Source organism: Natronococcus sp. A-GB1 (genome assembly GCF_029688845.1).
In the GTDB taxonomy this organism is placed as follows: Archaea; Halobacteriota; Halobacteria; order Halobacteriales; family Natrialbaceae; genus Natronococcus.
Genome location: NZ_JARUKW010000010.1, coordinates 104,219 through 122,021 on the forward strand (window position 1 = coordinate 104,219; position 17,803 = coordinate 122,021).

The 17,803-nt window shown below is 64.0% G+C and carries 14 protein-coding genes; 9 read left to right on the forward strand and 5 right to left on the reverse strand.

Annotation, left to right across the window (positions count from 1 at the left end):
* Window positions 1-213: 213 nt before the first annotated feature.
* The 3 genes from QA600_RS13055 to QA600_RS13065 all read left to right on the forward strand — a co-directional run bounded on the left by QA600_RS13055 (window position 214) and on the right by QA600_RS13065 (window position 4,561).
* Window positions 214-1,449: an MFS transporter gene (locus QA600_RS13055; RefSeq protein ID WP_278292380.1), complete on the forward strand. Its 1,236-nt coding sequence runs from the start codon at window positions 214-216 to the stop codon at window positions 1,447-1,449.
* Window positions 1,450-1,491: 42 nt separating this feature from the next.
* Complete coding sequence (locus QA600_RS13060; RefSeq protein WP_278292381.1) at window positions 1,492-2,742, forward strand: CaiB/BaiF CoA-transferase family protein; 1,251 nt, start codon at window positions 1,492-1,494, stop codon at window positions 2,740-2,742.
* Window positions 2,743-2,950: 208 nt separating this feature from the next.
* Complete coding sequence (locus tag QA600_RS13065; protein WP_278292382.1) at window positions 2,951-4,561, forward strand: thiamine pyrophosphate-requiring protein; 1,611 nt, start codon at window positions 2,951-2,953, stop codon at window positions 4,559-4,561.
* An 82-nt stretch (window positions 4,562-4,643) separates the two neighbouring features.
* On the opposite strand, the gene QA600_RS13070 is transcribed toward QA600_RS13065, so the two are convergent.
* Genes QA600_RS13070 through QA600_RS13080 form a run of 3 tightly spaced genes read right to left on the reverse strand, consistent with a single transcriptional unit; the run spans window position 4,644 to window position 7,111 of the window.
* Complete coding sequence (locus QA600_RS13070; RefSeq protein WP_278292383.1) at window positions 4,644-5,840, reverse strand: CoA transferase; 1,197 nt, start codon at window positions 5,838-5,840, stop codon at window positions 4,644-4,646.
* Window positions 5,837-6,622 (reverse strand): enoyl-CoA hydratase/isomerase family protein, encoded by a 786-nt coding sequence (locus tag QA600_RS13075; protein ID WP_278292384.1) that lies wholly within the window; start codon window positions 6,620-6,622, stop codon window positions 5,837-5,839. The genes QA600_RS13070 and QA600_RS13075 overlap by 4 nt, the downstream gene beginning before the upstream one ends.
* Before the next feature lie 60 nt (window positions 6,623-6,682).
* Complete coding sequence (locus QA600_RS13080) at window positions 6,683-7,111, reverse strand: universal stress protein (protein WP_278292385.1); 429 nt, start codon at window positions 7,109-7,111, stop codon at window positions 6,683-6,685.
* Window positions 7,112-7,414: 303 nt separating this feature from the next.
* Between QA600_RS13080 and QA600_RS13085 the strand changes: the two genes are divergently transcribed.
* The 6 genes from QA600_RS13085 to QA600_RS13110 all read left to right on the forward strand — a co-directional run bounded on the left by QA600_RS13085 (window position 7,415) and on the right by QA600_RS13110 (window position 14,655).
* Window positions 7,415-8,419, forward strand: coding sequence for a tripartite tricarboxylate transporter substrate-binding protein (locus tag QA600_RS13085; RefSeq protein WP_345782029.1), 1,005 nt, complete (start codon window positions 7,415-7,417; stop codon window positions 8,417-8,419).
* A gap of 73 nt (window positions 8,420-8,492) precedes the next feature.
* Entirely contained in the window at window positions 8,493-9,086 is a 594-nt protein-coding gene (locus QA600_RS13090; protein ID WP_278292387.1) for a hypothetical protein, read from the forward strand.
* Complete coding sequence (locus QA600_RS13095; RefSeq protein ID WP_278292388.1) at window positions 9,087-10,586, forward strand: tripartite tricarboxylate transporter permease; 1,500 nt, start codon at window positions 9,087-9,089, stop codon at window positions 10,584-10,586.
* A 78-nt stretch (window positions 10,587-10,664) separates the two neighbouring features.
* On the forward strand, window positions 10,665-11,090 hold the full coding sequence (locus tag QA600_RS13100; RefSeq protein ID WP_278292389.1) for a cupin domain-containing protein: 426 nt from the start codon (window positions 10,665-10,667) through the stop codon (window positions 11,088-11,090).
* A 60-nt stretch (window positions 11,091-11,150) separates the two neighbouring features.
* Window positions 11,151-11,315, forward strand: a complete 165-nt coding sequence (locus tag QA600_RS13105) for a hypothetical protein (protein WP_278292390.1) — start codon at window positions 11,151-11,153, stop codon at window positions 11,313-11,315.
* Window positions 11,316-11,688: 373 nt separating this feature from the next.
* Window positions 11,689-14,655, forward strand: coding sequence for an FAD-binding and (Fe-S)-binding domain-containing protein (locus tag QA600_RS13110; RefSeq protein WP_278292391.1), 2,967 nt, complete (start codon window positions 11,689-11,691; stop codon window positions 14,653-14,655).
* A 6-nt stretch (window positions 14,656-14,661) separates the two neighbouring features.
* Here the strand turns inward: QA600_RS13110 and QA600_RS13115 are convergent, their stop codons facing one another.
* Together QA600_RS13115 and aceB are read right to left on the reverse strand one after the other, a co-directional pair.
* A complete protein-coding gene (locus tag QA600_RS13115) occupies window positions 14,662-15,423 on the reverse strand; it encodes an IclR family transcriptional regulator (protein ID WP_278292392.1) in 762 nt (253 codons plus the stop codon).
* A gap of 542 nt (window positions 15,424-15,965) precedes the next feature.
* Window positions 15,966-17,276, reverse strand: a complete 1,311-nt coding sequence (aceB, locus tag QA600_RS13120) for a malate synthase AceB (protein WP_278292393.1) — start codon at window positions 17,274-17,276, stop codon at window positions 15,966-15,968.
* Between the last annotated feature and the right edge of the window lie 527 nt (window positions 17,277-17,803).

A 17,803-nucleotide genomic window follows, 5' to 3' on the forward strand; every position in this document is an offset into this window, starting at 1 on the left:
CTACATTGGCGGACTGATACCAAAATAACCGCCTTCCGAGTCTCGTACAACTGTCCCGAGCCTCATTTAGGCCCATCCGAATAACTGGGACAGATTACGCCAGCACACCCCGCTCGAGAGCGAACGCGACAGGGAATCGGTTAAGTAGATTCGACACGCTTCGTTATGCCATGCCAGGTTCGTCCTCCCGCTGGAAGGAAGTGGTGAACGGCGATGGATGAGAACGATCGCTCGATTACGGGGTTTACGATGCTCGCACACGGCATCTTTCATACCTACGAGCTGAGCATCCCCATCTTCATCGTCATCTGGCTGGACGTCTTCGACGTCTCGCCGTTCGTCCTCGGCGTTGTCGTCAGTATCGGCTACGGCCTCATCGGCGTCGGTGCGATCCCGAGCGGTCTGCTCTCGGATACCTACGGATCGAGGCGACTGATCGTCGCCTCGGTGGTCGGAATGGGTGGCGGCTTCTTCCTCCTCGCGCTCGCGCCGAACGTCTACGTGTTGATGGTAGCCATCGTCATATGGGGTGTCGCCGCGAGCGTCTACCACCCCGCCGGTCTGTCGCTGATCAGCCGCGGTGCGAAAAATCGCGGCACGGTGTTCGCTTACCACGGCGTCGGCGGCAACATCGGCACCGCGTTCGGCCCGCTGTTGACCGCCTCGTTGCTCCTCTTTTTCGACTGGCGGCTCGTCGTCGTCGCACTCACCGTCCCGGCCGTGGCCGTCGTCGCGTTCGGCTCGCTGATCGAGTTCAACGAGAACGCCGCGACCGCGGCCGACGGCGGAACGGACGACACCGACGACGACGGGTCGCCGATGGACCTCCAGTCGATCGTCGACGACTCGAGGCTACTGCTCACGACCGGGTTCCTGCTCACGTTCGCCGCGATCATGATCTACGGAATCTACTACCGTGGCCTGCTTACGTTCCTGCCCGACATGATCGGGGGACTGCCGCAGTTCGGCACCTACGAAATCTTCGGCCAGGAGGCCGAGCCCGCACAGTATATCTACACGGGGATCCTGATGATCGGCATTCTGGGACAGTACGCCGGTGGCCGGGTCACCGACCACGTTCGGACGGAGTACGCGTTCTTCTCGACGCTGTTCGCTCTCGGCGTGCTCGCGTTCGTTTTCATCCCCTCCGTCGGCTGGGGGCTCGCTCCGTTCCTACTCGTCTGTGCCGCGCTCGGGTTTTTCCTCTACGCGACGGCGCCGATCTACCAGGTGGTTATCGCCGAGTACGCGGCCGCCGACGTCCACGGCCTCTCCTACGGCTACGCCTACCTCGGGATGTTCGGCTTCGGCGCGGCGGGTGCCGCACTCGCCGGCTCACTGCTCACCTACGCGAGCGAGACCGTGCTCCTCGGAACACTCGGTGTACTCGCGCTCGTGGGTGCGGGGATCGTGATCACCCTGATCACGTTGTACGGTGAGGGCAGGTAACCAACGACAAGATTTAATACGGTATTCTCGCATCCTTGGTGTATGGTAGCCAGAGCTAGCCGTGGGATTCTCGACGACATCACCGTCGTCGATCTGACGACGTTCGTGACCGGCGGATTCGCGACGCTGATGCTTGCGAACCAGGGGGCGGAAGTCATCAAGATCGAGCGGCCGGAGGTCGGCGACGACAGCAGACACTCGGGGCCGCCGTTCGTCGACATCTCCGACTACGAAGGTGAGGGACGGGCGGCGTCCGAACACGGCGAGTCACCGTACTTCTGGACGGTCAACTACGACAAGAAGAGCGTCGAACTCAACCTCAAATCCGAGGAGGGGTACGAGATCTGTCGGGAGCTGATCGACGAGGCCGACGTCGTCGTCGAGAACTTCAGGCCGGGGACCGCAGAACGGCTCGGCCTTGGCTACGATGAGCTTTCCGAGAACCACCCCGAACTCGTCTACTGTTCGATCTCCGCGTTCGGCGACTCGGGGCCCTGGAGCGACCGTCCCGGCTACGATTTACTGATTCAGGGGATGAGCGGCATGATGAGCGTTACTGGCCCCGAGGGTGGTGACCCCGTCAAGGTCGGGCTTCCGCAGACCGATCTGATCACCGCGATGTGGTCCGCGTTCGGGATCGTCAACGCGCTCTACCGACGCGAGCGGACCGGCGAGGGCGAACGCGTCGAACTCGGGATGCTCGACGCGGCGCTCCCGTGGCTGACCAAACAGGCCGGGAAGGCGTTCGTCGGCGACGAGCCGACCAGGATGGGGACGAAGGATCCGGTGCTCGCACCCTACCAGAGCTATCCGACCGCCGACGGCTACCTCAACGTCGCCTGCGGAAATCAGAAGCTGTGGGAACAGTTCTGCGCGGAGATCGACCGCGAGGACCTCGCGTCGGATCCCCGCTTCGAGTCCAACGCCGACAGGGTCGCGAACATGGACGCCCTCGAGGAGGAACTCGCCGAGACGCTCACCGAGCGCTCGACCGACGAGTGGGTCGAACGCCTCGCCGACGACGCCGGTCTGCCGGTCGGACCGGTCTACAGTGTCGACGAGGCGCTGGACAACGAACAGGTCAACGCGCGCGGCGCGGTCGACAGCCTCTCTCACCCCGCCGCCGGCGAGATCCCGATCCTCGAACACCCGCTGAACTACGCCGAGTCCGAGAGCGGGTTCGACGAGGCGCCGCCGCTGCTCGGCGAGGACACCGAGGACATCGTCCAGGCGCTTGGGTATTCGGAGGCGGAGATCGAAGAGCTTCGCCGGAAGGGAGCGCTGTCGGGCTGAGCTGGCCGCATGAGGGGGCTTAGGCCCCATTGAGGAGCGGTGGCGCTGTCGAGCCGCGAGACGTGCCGGCAGCCGATCCCCGTCTCGAGCGAGACCGCGGGTTCTTGGAGCGATAGCTCCGCATTCGGCCGAAACCGACCGCAGGCGTCGAAGGATTTATGATAGTGCTCGGGAGTAGGAGTAGGTAGCCCTACTCGGAGCAAACACTATGGATGTCAATCAAGCGATCGCGCGCACCCTGAAAGAGGAAGGAGTAGAGTATCTGTTCGGGTTTCCGAGCAACCCACTCTTCGATACCGGTGCGGCCGAAGAGGAAGGGATTCGAACGATCATCACCAGGCAGGAACGGACCGCCGTTCACATGGCCGACGCCGTCGGGCGACTGAGTTCCGGCGAGCGGGTCGGCGCGTTCGCGTGCCAGCACGGCCCCGGCACGGAGAACTCCTTCGGCGGCGTCGCCCAGGCCTACGGCGAGTCGGCGCCGATCGTCGCGATCCCCGCCGGCTACGACGAGGCCAAGACCGACGTCGATCCCAAGTTCAGCTCGCTGGTCAACTACCAGCACGTCAGCAAGTCCTGTGAGCAGCTGACGAATCCCGACGCCGTCGGCGAGACGATGCGCCGCGCGTTCAGCGCGGCCCGGAACGGTCGTCCGCGTCCGGCCGTCGTCGAGGTTCCCAAGGACGTCTTCTACACCGACCTCTCCGAGGACTTCGAGTACCAGCCGACGTCGTCGAACCGGTCCGGTCCCGACCCGGACGGCGTCGACGAGATTGCGGACGTCCTGCTCGAGGCCGAGAACCCCGTCATCTTCGCCGGTCAGGGCGTCCACTACGCCGAGGCGTGGGACGAGCTACGGGAGCTGGCCGAGACGCTCGAGGCGCCCGTCGCGACCAGCCTCAACGGCAAGAGCGCGTTCCCGGAGGATCACCAGCTGTCGCTGGGCGCCGCCAGCAAGAGCGAACCGGGACAGCTCGCACACTTCATGCGAGAGACCGACGTGCTCTTCGGCGTCGGCTGTAGCTTCACCGAGACCGCCTACGGCGTTACGGTCCCCGACGGACCGACGATCATCCACTCGACGCTCGACTCGACGGACATCGACAAGGACGTCGAGTCCGACTACTCGCTGGTCGGCGACGCCAAGCTGACCCTCGACGCGCTGGTCGACGCCGTCGACGCACAGGTCGGCGACTCCCGCGACCGTTTCGACGACGTCGTCAGCGAGATCGAGGACGCACGCGAGGCGTGGCTCGACGAGTGGCGGCCGAAGCTCACGTCGGAGGAGACGCCGATCAACCCCTACCGCGTGATCCACGAGCTCACGGAGGTCCTCGACGCCGAGGACACGATCATCACCCACGACGCCGGCAACCCGCGGGACTTCCTGGCACCGTTCTGGGAGTCGACCGAGCCCCTGTCGTACATCGGCTGGGGGAAAACGACCCAGCTCGGCTATGGGCTCGGACTCGCGCTGGGTGCGAAGCTGCTCCACCCCGACAAGCACTGCATCAATCTCATGGGCGACGGCGCGATCGGAATGACCGGACTGGACTTCGAGACGGCCGCCCGCGAGGACATCCCGATCCTGACGATCCACCTGAACAACTACGAGATGGCATCCTACGACACGCCCTTTTCCGGCGACTTCGCCGACGTCGGCGAGGCGCTTGGCGGCTACGGCGAACGCGTCGAGGATCCCGACGAGGTCGGCCCGGCCATCGAACGTGCTATCGAACAGACCGAGTCCGGCACGCCCGCACTGCTCGAGATCATCACTTCGAAGGAGACCGAGCTCTCGCGGCCGGACCTCGAGTAGAACGGCACCGCCAAATCTTCTCCTCTCGGCTTTCGTACCGCGAGCCGACGCTTCCGCCGAATCGGCAAAACGGCCGAGCGCGTCAGTCGCCGAACGCGCCGTCCTCGCTCCACTGCTCGAGGGTCGTCTGGTCGCTCGCGACCTCGTCGAACACCTCCTCGGTGTGCTCGCCGAGTCGCGGCGCCGGCGATTGGACGACGGTGTCGTAGTCGGGGTAGTTGATCGGATGGCCCGGCAGCAGGCATTCGCCCCAGTCGGGATCGTCGTGGTCGACGACGAGGTTTCGGGCGGTCGTCTGCTCGTCCGCGACGACGTCGGCCACGTCGTTGATCGGGCCACAGGGGAAGTTCGCGGCCGTCAGCTGCTCGAGCCAGTGCTCGGTGGACTCCCGCTCGAGGGCCGCCTGGATCAGTTCCGTCACGCGCTCGGCGTCGTCCTGACGGTCGTCGTTGGTCGGGTACTGCCGGAGCTCCTCATCGCCGACAAGATCGACGAAGTCGTCCCAGCGGTCGTCGCTGGGGACGCCGGTGACGATGGCGCCGTCGGCGGTCTCGAAGCGCTGGTAGGGAACGAGCGTCTGGTGGGTCACGCCCTGGGGGCCGGGAACGGAGCCGTCCATCGAGTACTCCGTGAGGTACTCGTTGAGCAGGGTGACGATCGAGTCGAACAGGCCGACGTCGAACTTCCCGACGAACGAGCCGGACTCCTCGGTGCGGTCGCGCTCGTAGAGCCGCGCGAGAACGCCCATCGCGGCGAACATCCCCGTGGTGAGGTCGCCGATCGCCTGTCCGACCTTGACGGGCTCGCCGCCCTCGGGGCCGGTGACGCTCATGATGCCCCCTTCGGCCTGGAGGATGAGGTCGAGTCCGGGCTGCTCTCGCTTTGGACCGGTCTCGCCGTACCCCTTGATACTCGCGTAGACGATTCCGGGATTGCGTTCGCTGATCTCGTCGTAGCCGATGCCGAGCTTGTCGGTGACGCCGTAGCCGAAGTTCTCGACGAAGACGTCGGCACTGGCGATCAGCTCACGGGCGGCCTCCGTTCCTGCGTCGGTCTTGAGATCGAGGGTGACCGAGCGCTTGTTTCGGTTGTTCGCCATGAAGTACCCCGACTTGCCGTCGGGACCGATCCCCTGGGATCGGGCCGGATCGCCGACGCCCGGCCGTTCGATCTTCACGACGTCGGCGCCCATGTCGGCGAGCAGCGCTCCGCAGAACGGCCCCGCGCGGTGACCGGTCATCTCGACGACCGAGACGCCCGAAAGCGGTCCCCCGGTCATTGGCCCTCGTTGAACTCGTCGACCAGCTCGCGGCGCTCGTCGGTGGCGAACTGCTCCCACCAGATCTCGGCCTCCTGCTCGCGTGCCGCCTCGAGGCCACCCGAACGTACCGCGCCGTTGATCGCGCGTTTGGAGTTCTTGACCGCCTCGCGTCCGGTGTTCTGGACCCCCTCGACGATCTCGTCGACGGTCTCGTCTAGCTCCTCGCGCGGGACGGCGTGATTGACGAGTCCGATTCGTTCTGCCTCGTCGGCGTCGATCATTCCCGCGGTGTAGACGAGTTCCTTCGCCTTCGCCTCGCCCACGAGTTCGACGGCTCGCCAGGTCGATCCTCCAGTCGGAATCTGCCCGATGTTCGCCGTCGGAACGCCGAACTTCGCGTCGTCGACGGCGATCCGAAGGTCACAGTACATCGCAAAGATCAGTCCGCCGCCGACGCAGTAGCCGTTGATCTTCGCGATTACCGGCGCGTGGCAGTCGTAGGGCTTCTGGTACATCTCGTAGAACAGCTCCTGGCGGTCCCGCTGGAGCGGATCGTGCTCGTCGGCGGTTCCGGCGTACTGGGAGATGTCCGCACCGGCGGAGAACGCGTCCTCGCCCTCGCCGGTGATCACGACGACGTCGATGTCGCGGTTCAGCTGGATCTCGTCGAACGCGCGGCTGAGGTCGAGCATGACCTCGTTGTTGAGCGCGTTGTAGACCTCGGGGCGGTGAAACTCGATCGTCGCTACTCCGTCGTCGACGTCGAGGGTAATGCTTTCGTAGGCACTGTAGCTAACCATACCTCCCCGTTAGTGGGTCTCTCGCAAAAAATTTTGTATTACGGCGTCGATCGCGTCGGCTCACTCGGCCCGAAGCGAGACGACCGGCGTCGAGGCGTCCAGCATGATCGACTGAGCGACGCTCCCGAACAGCGCCTTGCCGACCGGCGAACGGTTGCGCCCCGCGACGACCAGGTAGCTCGCTCCCTCCTCGTCGGCGTAGCTGGCGACCTCGTCCGCCGGATCTCCGAGAAGTCCGACCGGGGTCGCCTCGACGCCGGCGTCCTCGATCGCCTCCGCGGCGATCTCTTCGGCGATCTCGACGACGTCTCCTACCGGTACCGTCTCTCCCGTCTCGCTGACGTTCGTCCGCTCGAGCGAGACGAACTCGTCGCGGGTGAGCACGTGGACGACCTCGACCGGTTCGCCGAACGCCTCGCCGAGTTGGTGTGCTTCGGTGATGATGGCGCCGGCCCTGTCGGAACGATCGATCGCTGCAACGACGGTCATGGATCCGACGACGGCCTCCACCCATAAATCAGTTACTCGCCGGGCTGAGTGGCCCGCAGCCACGATCGGACGGCCTATTCACTATTAAATCCGACACCATTTCTCTTCATTTTTTCACTATATGTGGATCAAGCACCAACACAAGAGAAAGCTTTATGTCTGTACTGTTTGATCATGGTAGTGTGACCCTGACTCACGGAGTCGTGTAATGCATTCCAGGGTCTGTGGTCGATACATATGTCCGAAAAACCAACTCAACGACGTTTGACGGTGGAGGCAACGACCAGGCGAGGGTTCCTCGGGATCGCTGGTGCGGGAGCGGCGGTATCGATGGCTGGCTGTCTGCAGGACGACGACCCCGACGCGGGAGACGACGAGGACTGGGAGCCCGCCGAAACGATCCGATACATCGTGCCGTACGACGAGGGCGGTGGCACCGACGTCTACGCTCGCGGGATCGTCGAATCGCTCACCGACGCGATGGATCAGGACATCCAGGTCGACAACGTTCCCGGCGGCGGCGGTCTGAACGGGTTCGGTGAACTGTACGGCTCCGAGCCCGACGGACACACGATCGCGGGGAGCGCAACCCCGCTCGAGGTGCCGCCACAGATGCTAGACGACCCCGGCTTCGACCAGCGCGAACTGGAGGGAATCGCGAACATCGGCCGCTCGACGTGGTGTCTGATCGTCAACGAGGAGTACGAGGGCGAGGTCGAGACGTTCGACGACGTTCGCGAGATGCATAACTCCGGCGAGTGGGACTCGATCGGTATCCAGGAGCCCGGCAGTCCACAGGACATCATGACCCTCCTGGCGAAACACGGTGAGGGGTACGCCGAGGAGTACGACTGGCAGTGGGAGGACCGGGTCCAGTACACGGGTACCGGCCCAATCGCCGAGGCGGTAACCTCCGGCGAGGTTCCCTGCGGGATCGGAACCGACGCAGGGACGGAACCGGACGTCTCCGCGGGTGGCGTCTACCCGGTCTGTACGTTCTGGAGCGAGGGGACGGAGGTGTACCCCGACATTCCGTCGGTGACCGACGAGGGGTATCCGGAGATGGACTTCATCTCCGGTGTGACCCGTGGCCTGTACGCGCCACCCGAAACGCCGGAGGGGACGATCGAGGAACTCTCCGCACGAGTCGAAGAGGCAACCGAGGACGAGCGCTACGAGGAGTGGTCGGAGGATACCGGCAACCCGATCTTCTACGAAGGTCCCGAGGAGGCGAACGCGGCGATCGACGACGCGTTCGAGGAGATGGAGGAGCTAGAGATCGTCGATCTGATCGAAGAGCACTCATAACTACCCCCGCCGTTGTTATATTATAATGAGCAATTCAGAGTCAATTAAGAGGAAAGTAACGCCGGAGCGAATAATGCTCGTTACGTTCCTCGTCGTGAGCGCGGTGTTTATTATCGAGCCGGTGATCGAGAGCTACCCGGACGACGCTCGCGTGTTTCCCCAGTTGACCGCGTCGGCCGTTTTTATCGGCTCGCTGCTCCTGTTGCTGCAGAATTACCTTCCTGGCCCCCTCCAGAAGTTCGTCGCCGAGAGTGTCAGCATCACCACCTCTGACTCGTCGGAGGTAATCGATCAGGTCGATGATGACGACGAGCTCGAGGAGCTCGATGAGCCGGAGGAGGAGTACAAAAAGGACACACTCGGTGCAAAGTACGGGTACGAAGTGAACGAGACGGTGTTTATGGTTTCGACGGCGGTTCTGTACTTCGTCGTCGGATGGGCCGCCGGTTTCCTCTTCATTACGCCGCTGTACATCCTCGGGTACACCCTCTGGTTCCGGATCAACCCGGTTATCAGTGTCGGACTGGCTGTCGGAGGGACCGTCGTCATCTACCTGTTCATGACGTATCTCGTGTTGCCGTTCGACCAGGGGCACGTCTTCGACTTCAGTCCGCTCGTACCGATGCTGTTCGACGGCGCGCCGATACTACTGAGAGGTGGACTGTAGATGGCGGTCGACGCCTTCTTCGAGGGACTATCGATCGCAACGACGCCCGAGATGCTCGTCTGGCTGACTCTCGGGTTGCTCCTCGGGATCGTTCTCGGCGCCCTCCCGGGTATCGGTTCACCGGTTGGGATGGCGATCGTGTTGCCGCTGACGCTGCCCCTCGACGCGACGGCGGCGATCATTCTGCTGGTCGCGATCTACAGCGGTGCGATGTTCGGCGGCTCGATTTCCGCAATTCTGATCAACGCGCCCGGGACCGAGTCGGCCGCGGCGACGACGCTCGACGGCTATCCGATGTCACAGAACGGGTTGGCGAAGAACGCACTCGCCATCGCGACGACGGCCTCGGCGCTGAACGGCTTTCTCGCTGCGATCGCGCTGATCCTTCTCTCGCCGGTCCTGATCGAGGTCGTGTTGGCGTTCGGTTCGCCGGAGTACTTCTTGCTGGCGATCCTCGGGATCTCCCTGATCACGATCGTCACCCAGGGGTCGATCGTCAAGGGGCTGGTCGCCGGCGCGCTCGGATTCATGATCTCGACCATCGGGACCGCAATCCTCAGTCCGCGTCCGCGGTACACCTTCGGCCAGTTCGGACTCTACGAGGGGATCGACTTCGTCGCGGCGCTGATCGGGATGTTCGCGTTCGCCGAGATGATGAAACTCGCCGCCCGCAAACAGATCTCGGAAGGCAACGTCGAGCTCGCCGGTAGCGTTCGAGACGGGATTACGACGATATTCAGGTACCCGGTTACGACCCTCAAATCAGGCTTGATCGGGATGGGGATCGGGATGGTTCCCGGCTCCGGAGCGACGACGTCGACGTTCGTCGCCTACGCAGAGGAGGCCCGTTCCTCCACCAAGGACGGAAGATTCGGCGAGGGTGACCCACGCGGGGTCATCGCACCGGAGGCCGCGAACAATCCAACCGTGAGTGGATCACTTATTCCGACGCTGTCGTTCGGGATTCCGGGCAGCGGATCGACTGCGGTCCTGCTCGGGGGTATTCTCATGCACGGGCTCCAGCCGGGTCCAGTCCTCTTCGGCGAACAGCTTCAGATCACGTACGCGCTGTTCATCTCACTGTTCCTCGGTAACGTCCTCATCCTTGCTGTCGGGTTGACGCTGATCCCGTACGCGAGCAAGATCACCGAGCTTAATACCACGCTGATCATTCCGATGGTCGTTGTGCTCTCGTACGCCGGCGCGTACACCCTGAACCAGAACTGGTGGGACGTCGGCGCCGTCATCGTGCTCGGTGTTCTGGGCTTCTACATGGTCCGGAACAACTACTCGATCATCGCGTTCGTGCTCGGGATCGTGCTCGGTCCGATCGCCGAGGAGAACTTCTTCCGGTCGCTGCAGATCTCGGGCGGCGAGTACACGATCTTCTTCGATCCGATCAACCGGCCGCTGTCGTTCCTGCTGACGCTTGCCATCTTCCTGATCCTGTTCGGCCCCTTCCTGAAGGGGCGGGTCAAGCGGCTCGTCAGCAGGAACTGACACTCGGATCCCTTCTCGAAGCGAGCGGCGAACAACCGCTATCACAACGGCTAAGTACCGACGTGCGACCGGTATCGTATGGAAGACGGTTGGCAACACGTTACACTCGAGGAGCTCGAGACCAATCCCGACAAGCCGGGGCGTCGGTGGGAGGCCTCGCCGGCGCTCGGCGTCGACGCGTTCAACTTCAACGTCGCCGTGCTCGAGTCGGGTGAACGACTCTCGCAGAATCACTTCCACTACCACGAGAACCAGAAGGAGCTGTTCTACGTCGTTTCCGGGTCCTGTCACGCCGAGACGACCGACGCGACGGTAACGCTCGAGACCGACGATATCATCGCGTTCGACGAGGGGAAGGCGGGCGCTCACCTCGTCTACAACCCGTTCGAGGAGCCGTGTAAGCTCGCCGCGATCGGGTGGCCCCAGGACGGGCGGTATCCGGTCCATCAGCTCGAGACCGCGGACGAAGCGACAGACGGCTCCGTCGGGGACGACGGCGAGTAGGGGAACTGGGGAATCGACATCACCACCGAGTTTAATACTCGAGTGCCCGTATCGACGGCTATGCCGCGACTCCAGCGGGGACTCGTACTGGGCGGAATCGTGCTCAACGCGTCGGCGTTCGTCTACTCCCTGTACGTCCGATCGGTGCTGTACGCGACGGTGTTTCTCGTCGTCACCGCGTATCTCCTCGTCGTCTACCGGGCGAACGACGGCTACACGGACTGAGACGGGCTGCCGTACCGTCTTCCGGAGACGATTGTAAGATGGCTCGCAACCGTTTCGGATGCGATTCGGGAGTCCGTGTAGGACCGACGCGCCGGGGTGGTGCGATCCACGAACGTGACCGCACCCGCAGCCGAGTGGCACAACAGTTATGTGAGTTCCCTCGACTAGCAGTTACCACACACGAAATATGCAAGCGATTAGCAAACGACCGGTGACTGCTCCCCGTTTCCCGACCGACCGGTTCGCGGTGTGGCGAGTAGTCCGGCCGTTCGTCAGCAGCCGAATCGGCGAGTAGACGCCCCGTCGTCACCTTTCCGAGCCGGCTTTGGCACCGCTTGCAACAGAAACCGCTTCGACCAACACCAGATATCCAATGGCTACACACGACAGACCGATCGACGGAGACCCGGCGACGGATCGTCGCGCGGAGTACGACTACCAGAACGAGACGACGGAACGAACCGATCTCGTCGACGCGCTCGAGAAGCGGGTCGACGGCGACGTCCGCTTCGACGAGTACTCCCGCGAGCTGTACGCGACGGACGCGAGCGCCTACGAGATGCTCCCGATCGGCGTCGTCTACCCGACCGGGACCGACGACGTCGCTGCGGTGATGGGCTACTGCGCGGACCACGAGATTCCGGTGCTTCCCCGGGGTGGCGGGACGAGCCTCGCAGGGCAGACCGTCAACGAGGCTGTTGTCCTCGATTTCACTCGCTACATGAACGCGGTGACCGACACCGACCCCGACGCCAGGCGGGCTCGAGCCCAGGCGGGGATCACGGTCGGCGAACTCAACCGGACTCTCGAGCCCCACGGGCTCAAGTTCGCTCCGGACCCGTCGACCGCGGACCGGAGCGCCCTCGGCGGCGCGATCGGGAACAACACGACCGGGGCGCACTCGCTGAAGTACGGCAAGACAGACGCCTACGTCGAGTCCTGCGAGGTCGTCCTCGCCGACGGCTCCGTCGAACAGTTCGGCGAGATCGACCTCGAGGAACTGCGCGAGCGGGGCGATCCCGACGGGGAACTCCTCGAGCGGATCTACGCTGAAGTCGCTCGGGTCGTCGACGAGGAGAGCGACGCCGTCGAGAAGGCCTACCCGACGCTCAAGCGGAACGTCTCGGGGTACAACCTGGACATGCTCGTCGAGGAGGCAAAGAGCGGAACCGTCAACCTCGCGCGGCTGCTGGTCGGCAGCGAGGGCACCCTGGGTATCGTCACGGAGGCGGAGGTCTCCCTCGAGCCGATCCCGAACACGACCTCGGTCGCCGTGCTTTGCTACCGCAGCCTGCTCGACGCGATGGACGACGTCGGAGACATCCTCGAACACGACCCTGCGGCGGTCGAGGTGCTGGACGACGTGTTGCTCGATCTGGCGCGAAACACCGAGGAGTTCGCCGACGTCGTCGGTATCCTCCCCGAGGGGACCAGTTCGTTCCTGCTGGTCGAGTTCTACGCCGACGACGAGGAAGAGGGCCGCGAACTGGTCGAGGGGCTGATCGAGGACCGCGAGGGCGAGATCGCGTTCGACGCGCTGACGGCCTACGACGAGAAACAGCAGTCCCGGCTCTGGAAGATGCGAAAGGCCTCGACGCCAATCTTGCTCTCGCGGACCGGCGACGAGAAACACATCGCGTTCATCGAGGACATCGCGATCCCGCCGGAGCACCTCACGGAGTACGTCGCCGACTTCCAGGAGGTCATGGAGGAAAACGGGACGTTCGGCAGCTTCTACGCCCACGCCGGACCGGGCTGTATGCACGTCCGACCGCTCGTCAACACGAAAACCGCCGAGGGGGTCGACACGATGGAGGCGATCGCCGACGGCGCGACGGACCTCGCGGTGAAGTACGGCGGCAGCGTCTCCGGCGAGCATGGCGACGGCCGCGCCCGGACCCAGTGGAATCGCAAGCTGTACGGCGACCACATCTGGAACGTCTTCCGCGACCTGAAGACCGCGTTCGATCCAGACTGGCTGCTCAACCCCGGCTCGGTCTGTGGCGACCACGATATGACCGAGAACCTGCGGTTCGGCCCCGACAGCGAGTTCGAGGCCGGCTTCGAGCCCGCCCTCAACTGGGAGAACGAGAACGGGTTCCAGGGGATGGTCGAACTCTGTCACGGCTGTGGTGGCTGCCGGACCAGCCAGGAGGGCACCGGCGGCGTGATGTGTCCGACCTACCGGGCGGCCGACGAGGAGATCACGAGCACCCGCGGCCGGGCGAACATGCTCCGCCAGGCGATGACCGGTGAACTCGAGCCGGACGAGGCGTTCTCCGACGAGTTCGTCACCGAGGTGATGGACCTCTGTATCGGTTGCAAGGGGTGTGCGAAGGACTGTCCGAGCGAGGTCGACATGGCGAAGCTCAAGGTCGAGGTCGAACACGAGTACCACCAGCGAAACGGCGCCTCGATCCGCGAACGCATGTTCGCGAACATCGACACGCTCTCGAAGCTCGGCAGCGCCACCGCGCCGCTGTCGAACTACATGACGAAGCTGCCGGGCGCCCGGACAGTGATGGAGAAAACCGTCGGAATCGCTCGGGAGCGGTCCCTGCCGACGTTCCACCGGGAGACGTTCACCGACTGGTTCGAGAGCCGGGAGTCGACTGTGGATCCGGAGACGGCCGACCACAAGGTCCTGTTGTTCCCGGACGTCACCACGGAGTACAACGATCCCGAGATCGGCAAGGCCGCGGTTCGGCTCCTCGAGGCCGCCGGTGTCTACGTCGATCTCCCGTCCGGAACCACCAGCAGCGGCCGCCCTGCCTACTCGAAGGGGTTCCTCGAGACGGCTCGCGAACAGGCCGAGCAGAACGTCAACGCCCTGATTCCGAGGGTGCGAAACGGCTGGGACGTCGTCGTCTGCGAGCCGAGCGACGCGGTCATGTTCCAGTCGGACTACCCGGATTTGGTCACCGGACACGACGTGACCGACGTCGCCGAGAGCGCCTACGGCGTCTGCGAGTACCTCGACGTCCACCGACTCGACGACCGCCTCGAGTTTGGCGCCGTCGACGAACGTCTGACCTACCACGGCCACTGCCACCAGAAGGCGACGAAGAAGGACCACCACGCCGTCGGCGTCCTCCGGCGGGCGGGCTACGGCGTCGACCCGCTCGACAGCAGCTGCTGTGGGATGGCCGGCTCCTTCGGCTACGAGGCCGAACACTACTCGATGAGCCGCGCGATCGGCACGCAGCTGTTCGGCCAGATCGACGAGAGCGACGGCGACGGCGTCGTCGCTCCGGGGGCGTCCTGTAGAACCCAGATCGGCGACGAGTACGAGAAGAAACCGCCCCACCCGATCGCGAAACTCGAGGCGTCGCTGGCGTAGGCGAGCCTACACCTTGTACTTGTTCAGCTCGATAACGTTCGCGGTGCGACGGAGCTGCTCGACGAACTCGTTTTCTTCCCAGTCGTCGTCGATGCGGGCCGTCGGCGCCGAGATACTGATCGCGCCGATGACCTCGGAGTCGAACCGGATCGGCGCGGCGATACAGCGCAGCCCCTCAAGGCGCTCCTCGTCGTCGACGGCGAACCCTCGTTCCCGGGTTCGCTCGAGCGCGTCGTAGAGTTCGTCCCGGCTCGTGATCGTCTTCGGCGTGACCGACGGGAGGCCGTGACGGTCGATGATCTCCTCGACCCGCTGGTCGGGGAGATGCGAGAGGATCGCCTTGCCGAACGCCGAGCTGTGCATGGGGTGACGACAGCCGACGTAGGTGTCGAGGTCGACGGCCCGCTCGCCCTTCGCGCGACAGAGATAGACCCCCTCACCGCCCTCCTCGACGACGAAGTGGACCAGCTCACCGGACTCCTCGGCCAGCGCCTCGACCTGCGGCTCGGCGACCCTGTAAACGTCCATCTCGCTGCGGAGCTGGCCGCCGATATCCAGAAAGCGCAGACTCAGCTCGTAGGTGTTTCCGTTCTTGACGACGAACCCGTGCTCCTCGAGCGTGCTGAGATGGTTGTGGATCGCGCTCTTGCCCATGCTCAGCTCGTCCGCGAGCGTCGTGATCCGCGCACCCCCGCGGCGATTGAGCTCCTCGATGAGCGTCAGCGACTTCTCGGTCGTCCGGACGGGATGTTTGGCCCGTTTTTCCATACGCGAAACCAGTCGGTGGACGCCAATAAAGGTTAGTCTCTTATAGAGAACGTCGTAATCAGCCCATTCCGGGCGGAAAATCGACGAATATAGTCATCAGCCGAAACCGCGAGCTTCGGCAGAAGTCGGCGTAAGCGGCATCTGAGCTGCGAAAGCGTCCCCTTGTACTGCACGCGGGAGCTGGGGATCGAGCGGGAGATGAATTCTCACATGGAGAACAGACCACTCGTCGGTAGTCGAGACCGGCCGTCCGTTCGTCCGTCCTCTCGAGCCGTGATCGACGCCCCGAAGTGGAGGAACTTCCCGTCCGCGGGCGTGGGTTAGTGCTACGGGTATCGCCCGTCGAGCGATGCCGTCGGACGCTCGACGCTCGCTGCCACCATCGCCCGCGGGCACGAACTACGGACGCCGTCGGCCGTGCCGAGAGCGCTCGCCACCGCAGAGGGAGCCGGGACGAGCCGACAGGGTGGGAGTAGGGATCTGTCTCCTCGAGCACGAGCATCAAAAAAACGAGACGATTCGTCCGAGGTACCGAACCCCGACTATCCGACGACGACCGCGCGCTCGACGAGGTCCTCCCCGTAGAGCTCCTCGAGGTCCTCGTGCTGGTCCGGACGGTTCTCGTAGACGTCCTGGAACAGCGTGATCGGCGTCTGGGCCGCCTGATAGGTCGCCTCGTCCCACATGCGGTCGTTGCTGACCTCGACCTCGACGCCGTCGATGACGAGCGTCCCCGATCGCTCCATCGCGATGGCGCCCTTGCCGGCCTCCTTGGCCGCCTCGAACTCCTCCATCGAGTCGACGATGTCGTCCAGGCTCGGGATGTAGGAGGTCATGTCGAGCAGCTCCTGGGAGAGCTCCTCGCCGTCGAGCTCGAGTTCGTCGCCGCCGACGCGGAGCGTGTACTGGTCGTCGCCCGTCTCCTCGAGTTCGACCTCGTTACCGCTGTAGACGTGGCGTCCGTCCTCCTCGTCGAGCTCGATCGTGCGATCGTTGACCTCGAGCTGCCAGCTGCCGTTCTTCGGCGGGAGCGGCGACTTGTTGGCCTCGACGACCTGGCCGGGGGTGAGCGACCAGATGCCGAGCATCCCCTTGGCCTGGTTGTCGGTCATGCGCTCGCGGTAGCCCTCAACGTCGCGGATGTCGTCGTAGGGACCGTCGACCGCGATCAGGCCGGCCGCGCTCGCGCCACGGGAGGTGTTGTGTCGCAGCTCCGGCCACGGCGGGAGCTCGCCGGTCGGCGTGATCGCGCGCATGCTCTTCGTGTAGTCGACCTCGCCGTCGACAAGCATGAACAGGCGCTCGAGGTTGTTCGACGGCTTGCCCATCTCCTCGCGGAGGTCGCCCATCGCCAGCTCGGACTCGCCGCTCTCGACGATGACCGACATGGCCAGGCTCCCCTCCCCGAGATCGTACTCGTTCTCGACGATGGTGAGGAACTCGTCGGCCTTCTTCCAGTCGTCAATGTCGCCGACCTCCGGAATCACGAAGCCGTCGAGGTGCTCGATGGCGCCGTTTTCGGGGTCGGCCAGCTTCATGATCTGCTGGAGGCCCTGATATCGCGTTCCGGGGCTCTCGCGGTGCCAGACGACGCGGGGGTGGATCTCGCCGGGGAAGTCGGCGCCGTGCTCCGAGATCACGTCGATCATGTTGTCGACGCCCTCGGGTCGCATCGACGGCGCGGTCGCGTCCTCGTTGTCCGGCACCCAGACGTCGGGTGCCTGCATGCCGCGAAGCTGGACGGCACTCTGGAGCATCTTCGCGGAGTCGTCCTCTCCTTCGACGGCAGTCGGGGTAGTAAAGAACGTTCGCACGAACTTCCGGTCGTGAAGACGGTCGGTATGCGTACTCATGAATCCATCTGGCTCTATTGCGTTCTAATATTAAAATCGTTTGGTACCGCCTCGCGGCCAAGACGACCGACTGCGGCGCGAACGCGCCATCTCCGGTATCCAACGGAGCGTTCGTGCGACGGTTCGGTACAGCACTGGAGATCGGGAAACCGGATCGACGGCGAAGCGACGGCCGCGGACGCGCTCGAGTGCCGCGGCTGCGACGACGACCTCGCGTCCGAACGGCTGGTTCGCCCGGCCCCCATGATGATACTGTTTGACAAGTGTTCCTATAGAAAACAGTCGCTTGCCGACCCATCGAACCGACCGACGGCGCGGCAGCTAGACTCGATTTGTTGGCTGAGCGACCGGTTGCTCGGTGGTTCTACCTCGTTCTGAGATAGAAAACGCAGATTGGATCTACTTCTTTTACCATTCAATAGCTACGAGAGGATATCGGTATATTTACAGCAGTATTCTTGTAATCTCCTCCGGTTCCGACCCTACCAGCGCCGAATATTCTGAAATAGAGAACTCGATCGACCGAA

Bases quoted from the DNA above. Each gene is read 5' to 3' on its own strand.
- QA600_RS13055 (WP_278292380.1), top strand. From the start codon at position 214: ATGGATGAGAACGATCGCTCGATTACGGGGTTTACGATGCTCGCACAC.
- QA600_RS13060 (WP_278292381.1), top strand. From the start codon at position 1,492: ATGGTAGCCAGAGCTAGCCGTGGGATTCTCGACGACATCACCGTCGTC.
- QA600_RS13065 (WP_278292382.1), top strand. From the start codon at position 2,951: ATGGATGTCAATCAAGCGATCGCGCGCACCCTGAAAGAGGAAGGAGTA.
- QA600_RS13070 (WP_278292383.1), bottom strand. From the start codon at position 5,840: ATGACCGGGGGACCGCTTTCGGGCGTCTCGGTCGTCGAGATGACCGGT.
- QA600_RS13075 (WP_278292384.1), bottom strand. From the start codon at position 6,622: ATGGTTAGCTACAGTGCCTACGAAAGCATTACCCTCGACGTCGACGAC.
- QA600_RS13080 (WP_278292385.1), bottom strand. From the start codon at position 7,111: ATGACCGTCGTTGCAGCGATCGATCGTTCCGACAGGGCCGGCGCCATC.
- QA600_RS13090 (WP_278292387.1), top strand. From the start codon at position 8,493: ATGCTCGTTACGTTCCTCGTCGTGAGCGCGGTGTTTATTATCGAGCCG.
- QA600_RS13095 (WP_278292388.1), top strand. From the start codon at position 9,087: ATGGCGGTCGACGCCTTCTTCGAGGGACTATCGATCGCAACGACGCCC.
- QA600_RS13100 (WP_278292389.1), top strand. From the start codon at position 10,665: ATGGAAGACGGTTGGCAACACGTTACACTCGAGGAGCTCGAGACCAAT.
- QA600_RS13105 (WP_278292390.1), top strand. From the start codon at position 11,151: ATGCCGCGACTCCAGCGGGGACTCGTACTGGGCGGAATCGTGCTCAAC.
- QA600_RS13110 (WP_278292391.1), top strand. From the start codon at position 11,689: ATGGCTACACACGACAGACCGATCGACGGAGACCCGGCGACGGATCGT.
- QA600_RS13115 (WP_278292392.1), bottom strand. From the start codon at position 15,423: ATGGAAAAACGGGCCAAACATCCCGTCCGGACGACCGAGAAGTCGCTG.
- aceB (WP_278292393.1), bottom strand. From the start codon at position 17,276: ATGAGTACGCATACCGACCGTCTTCACGACCGGAAGTTCGTGCGAACG.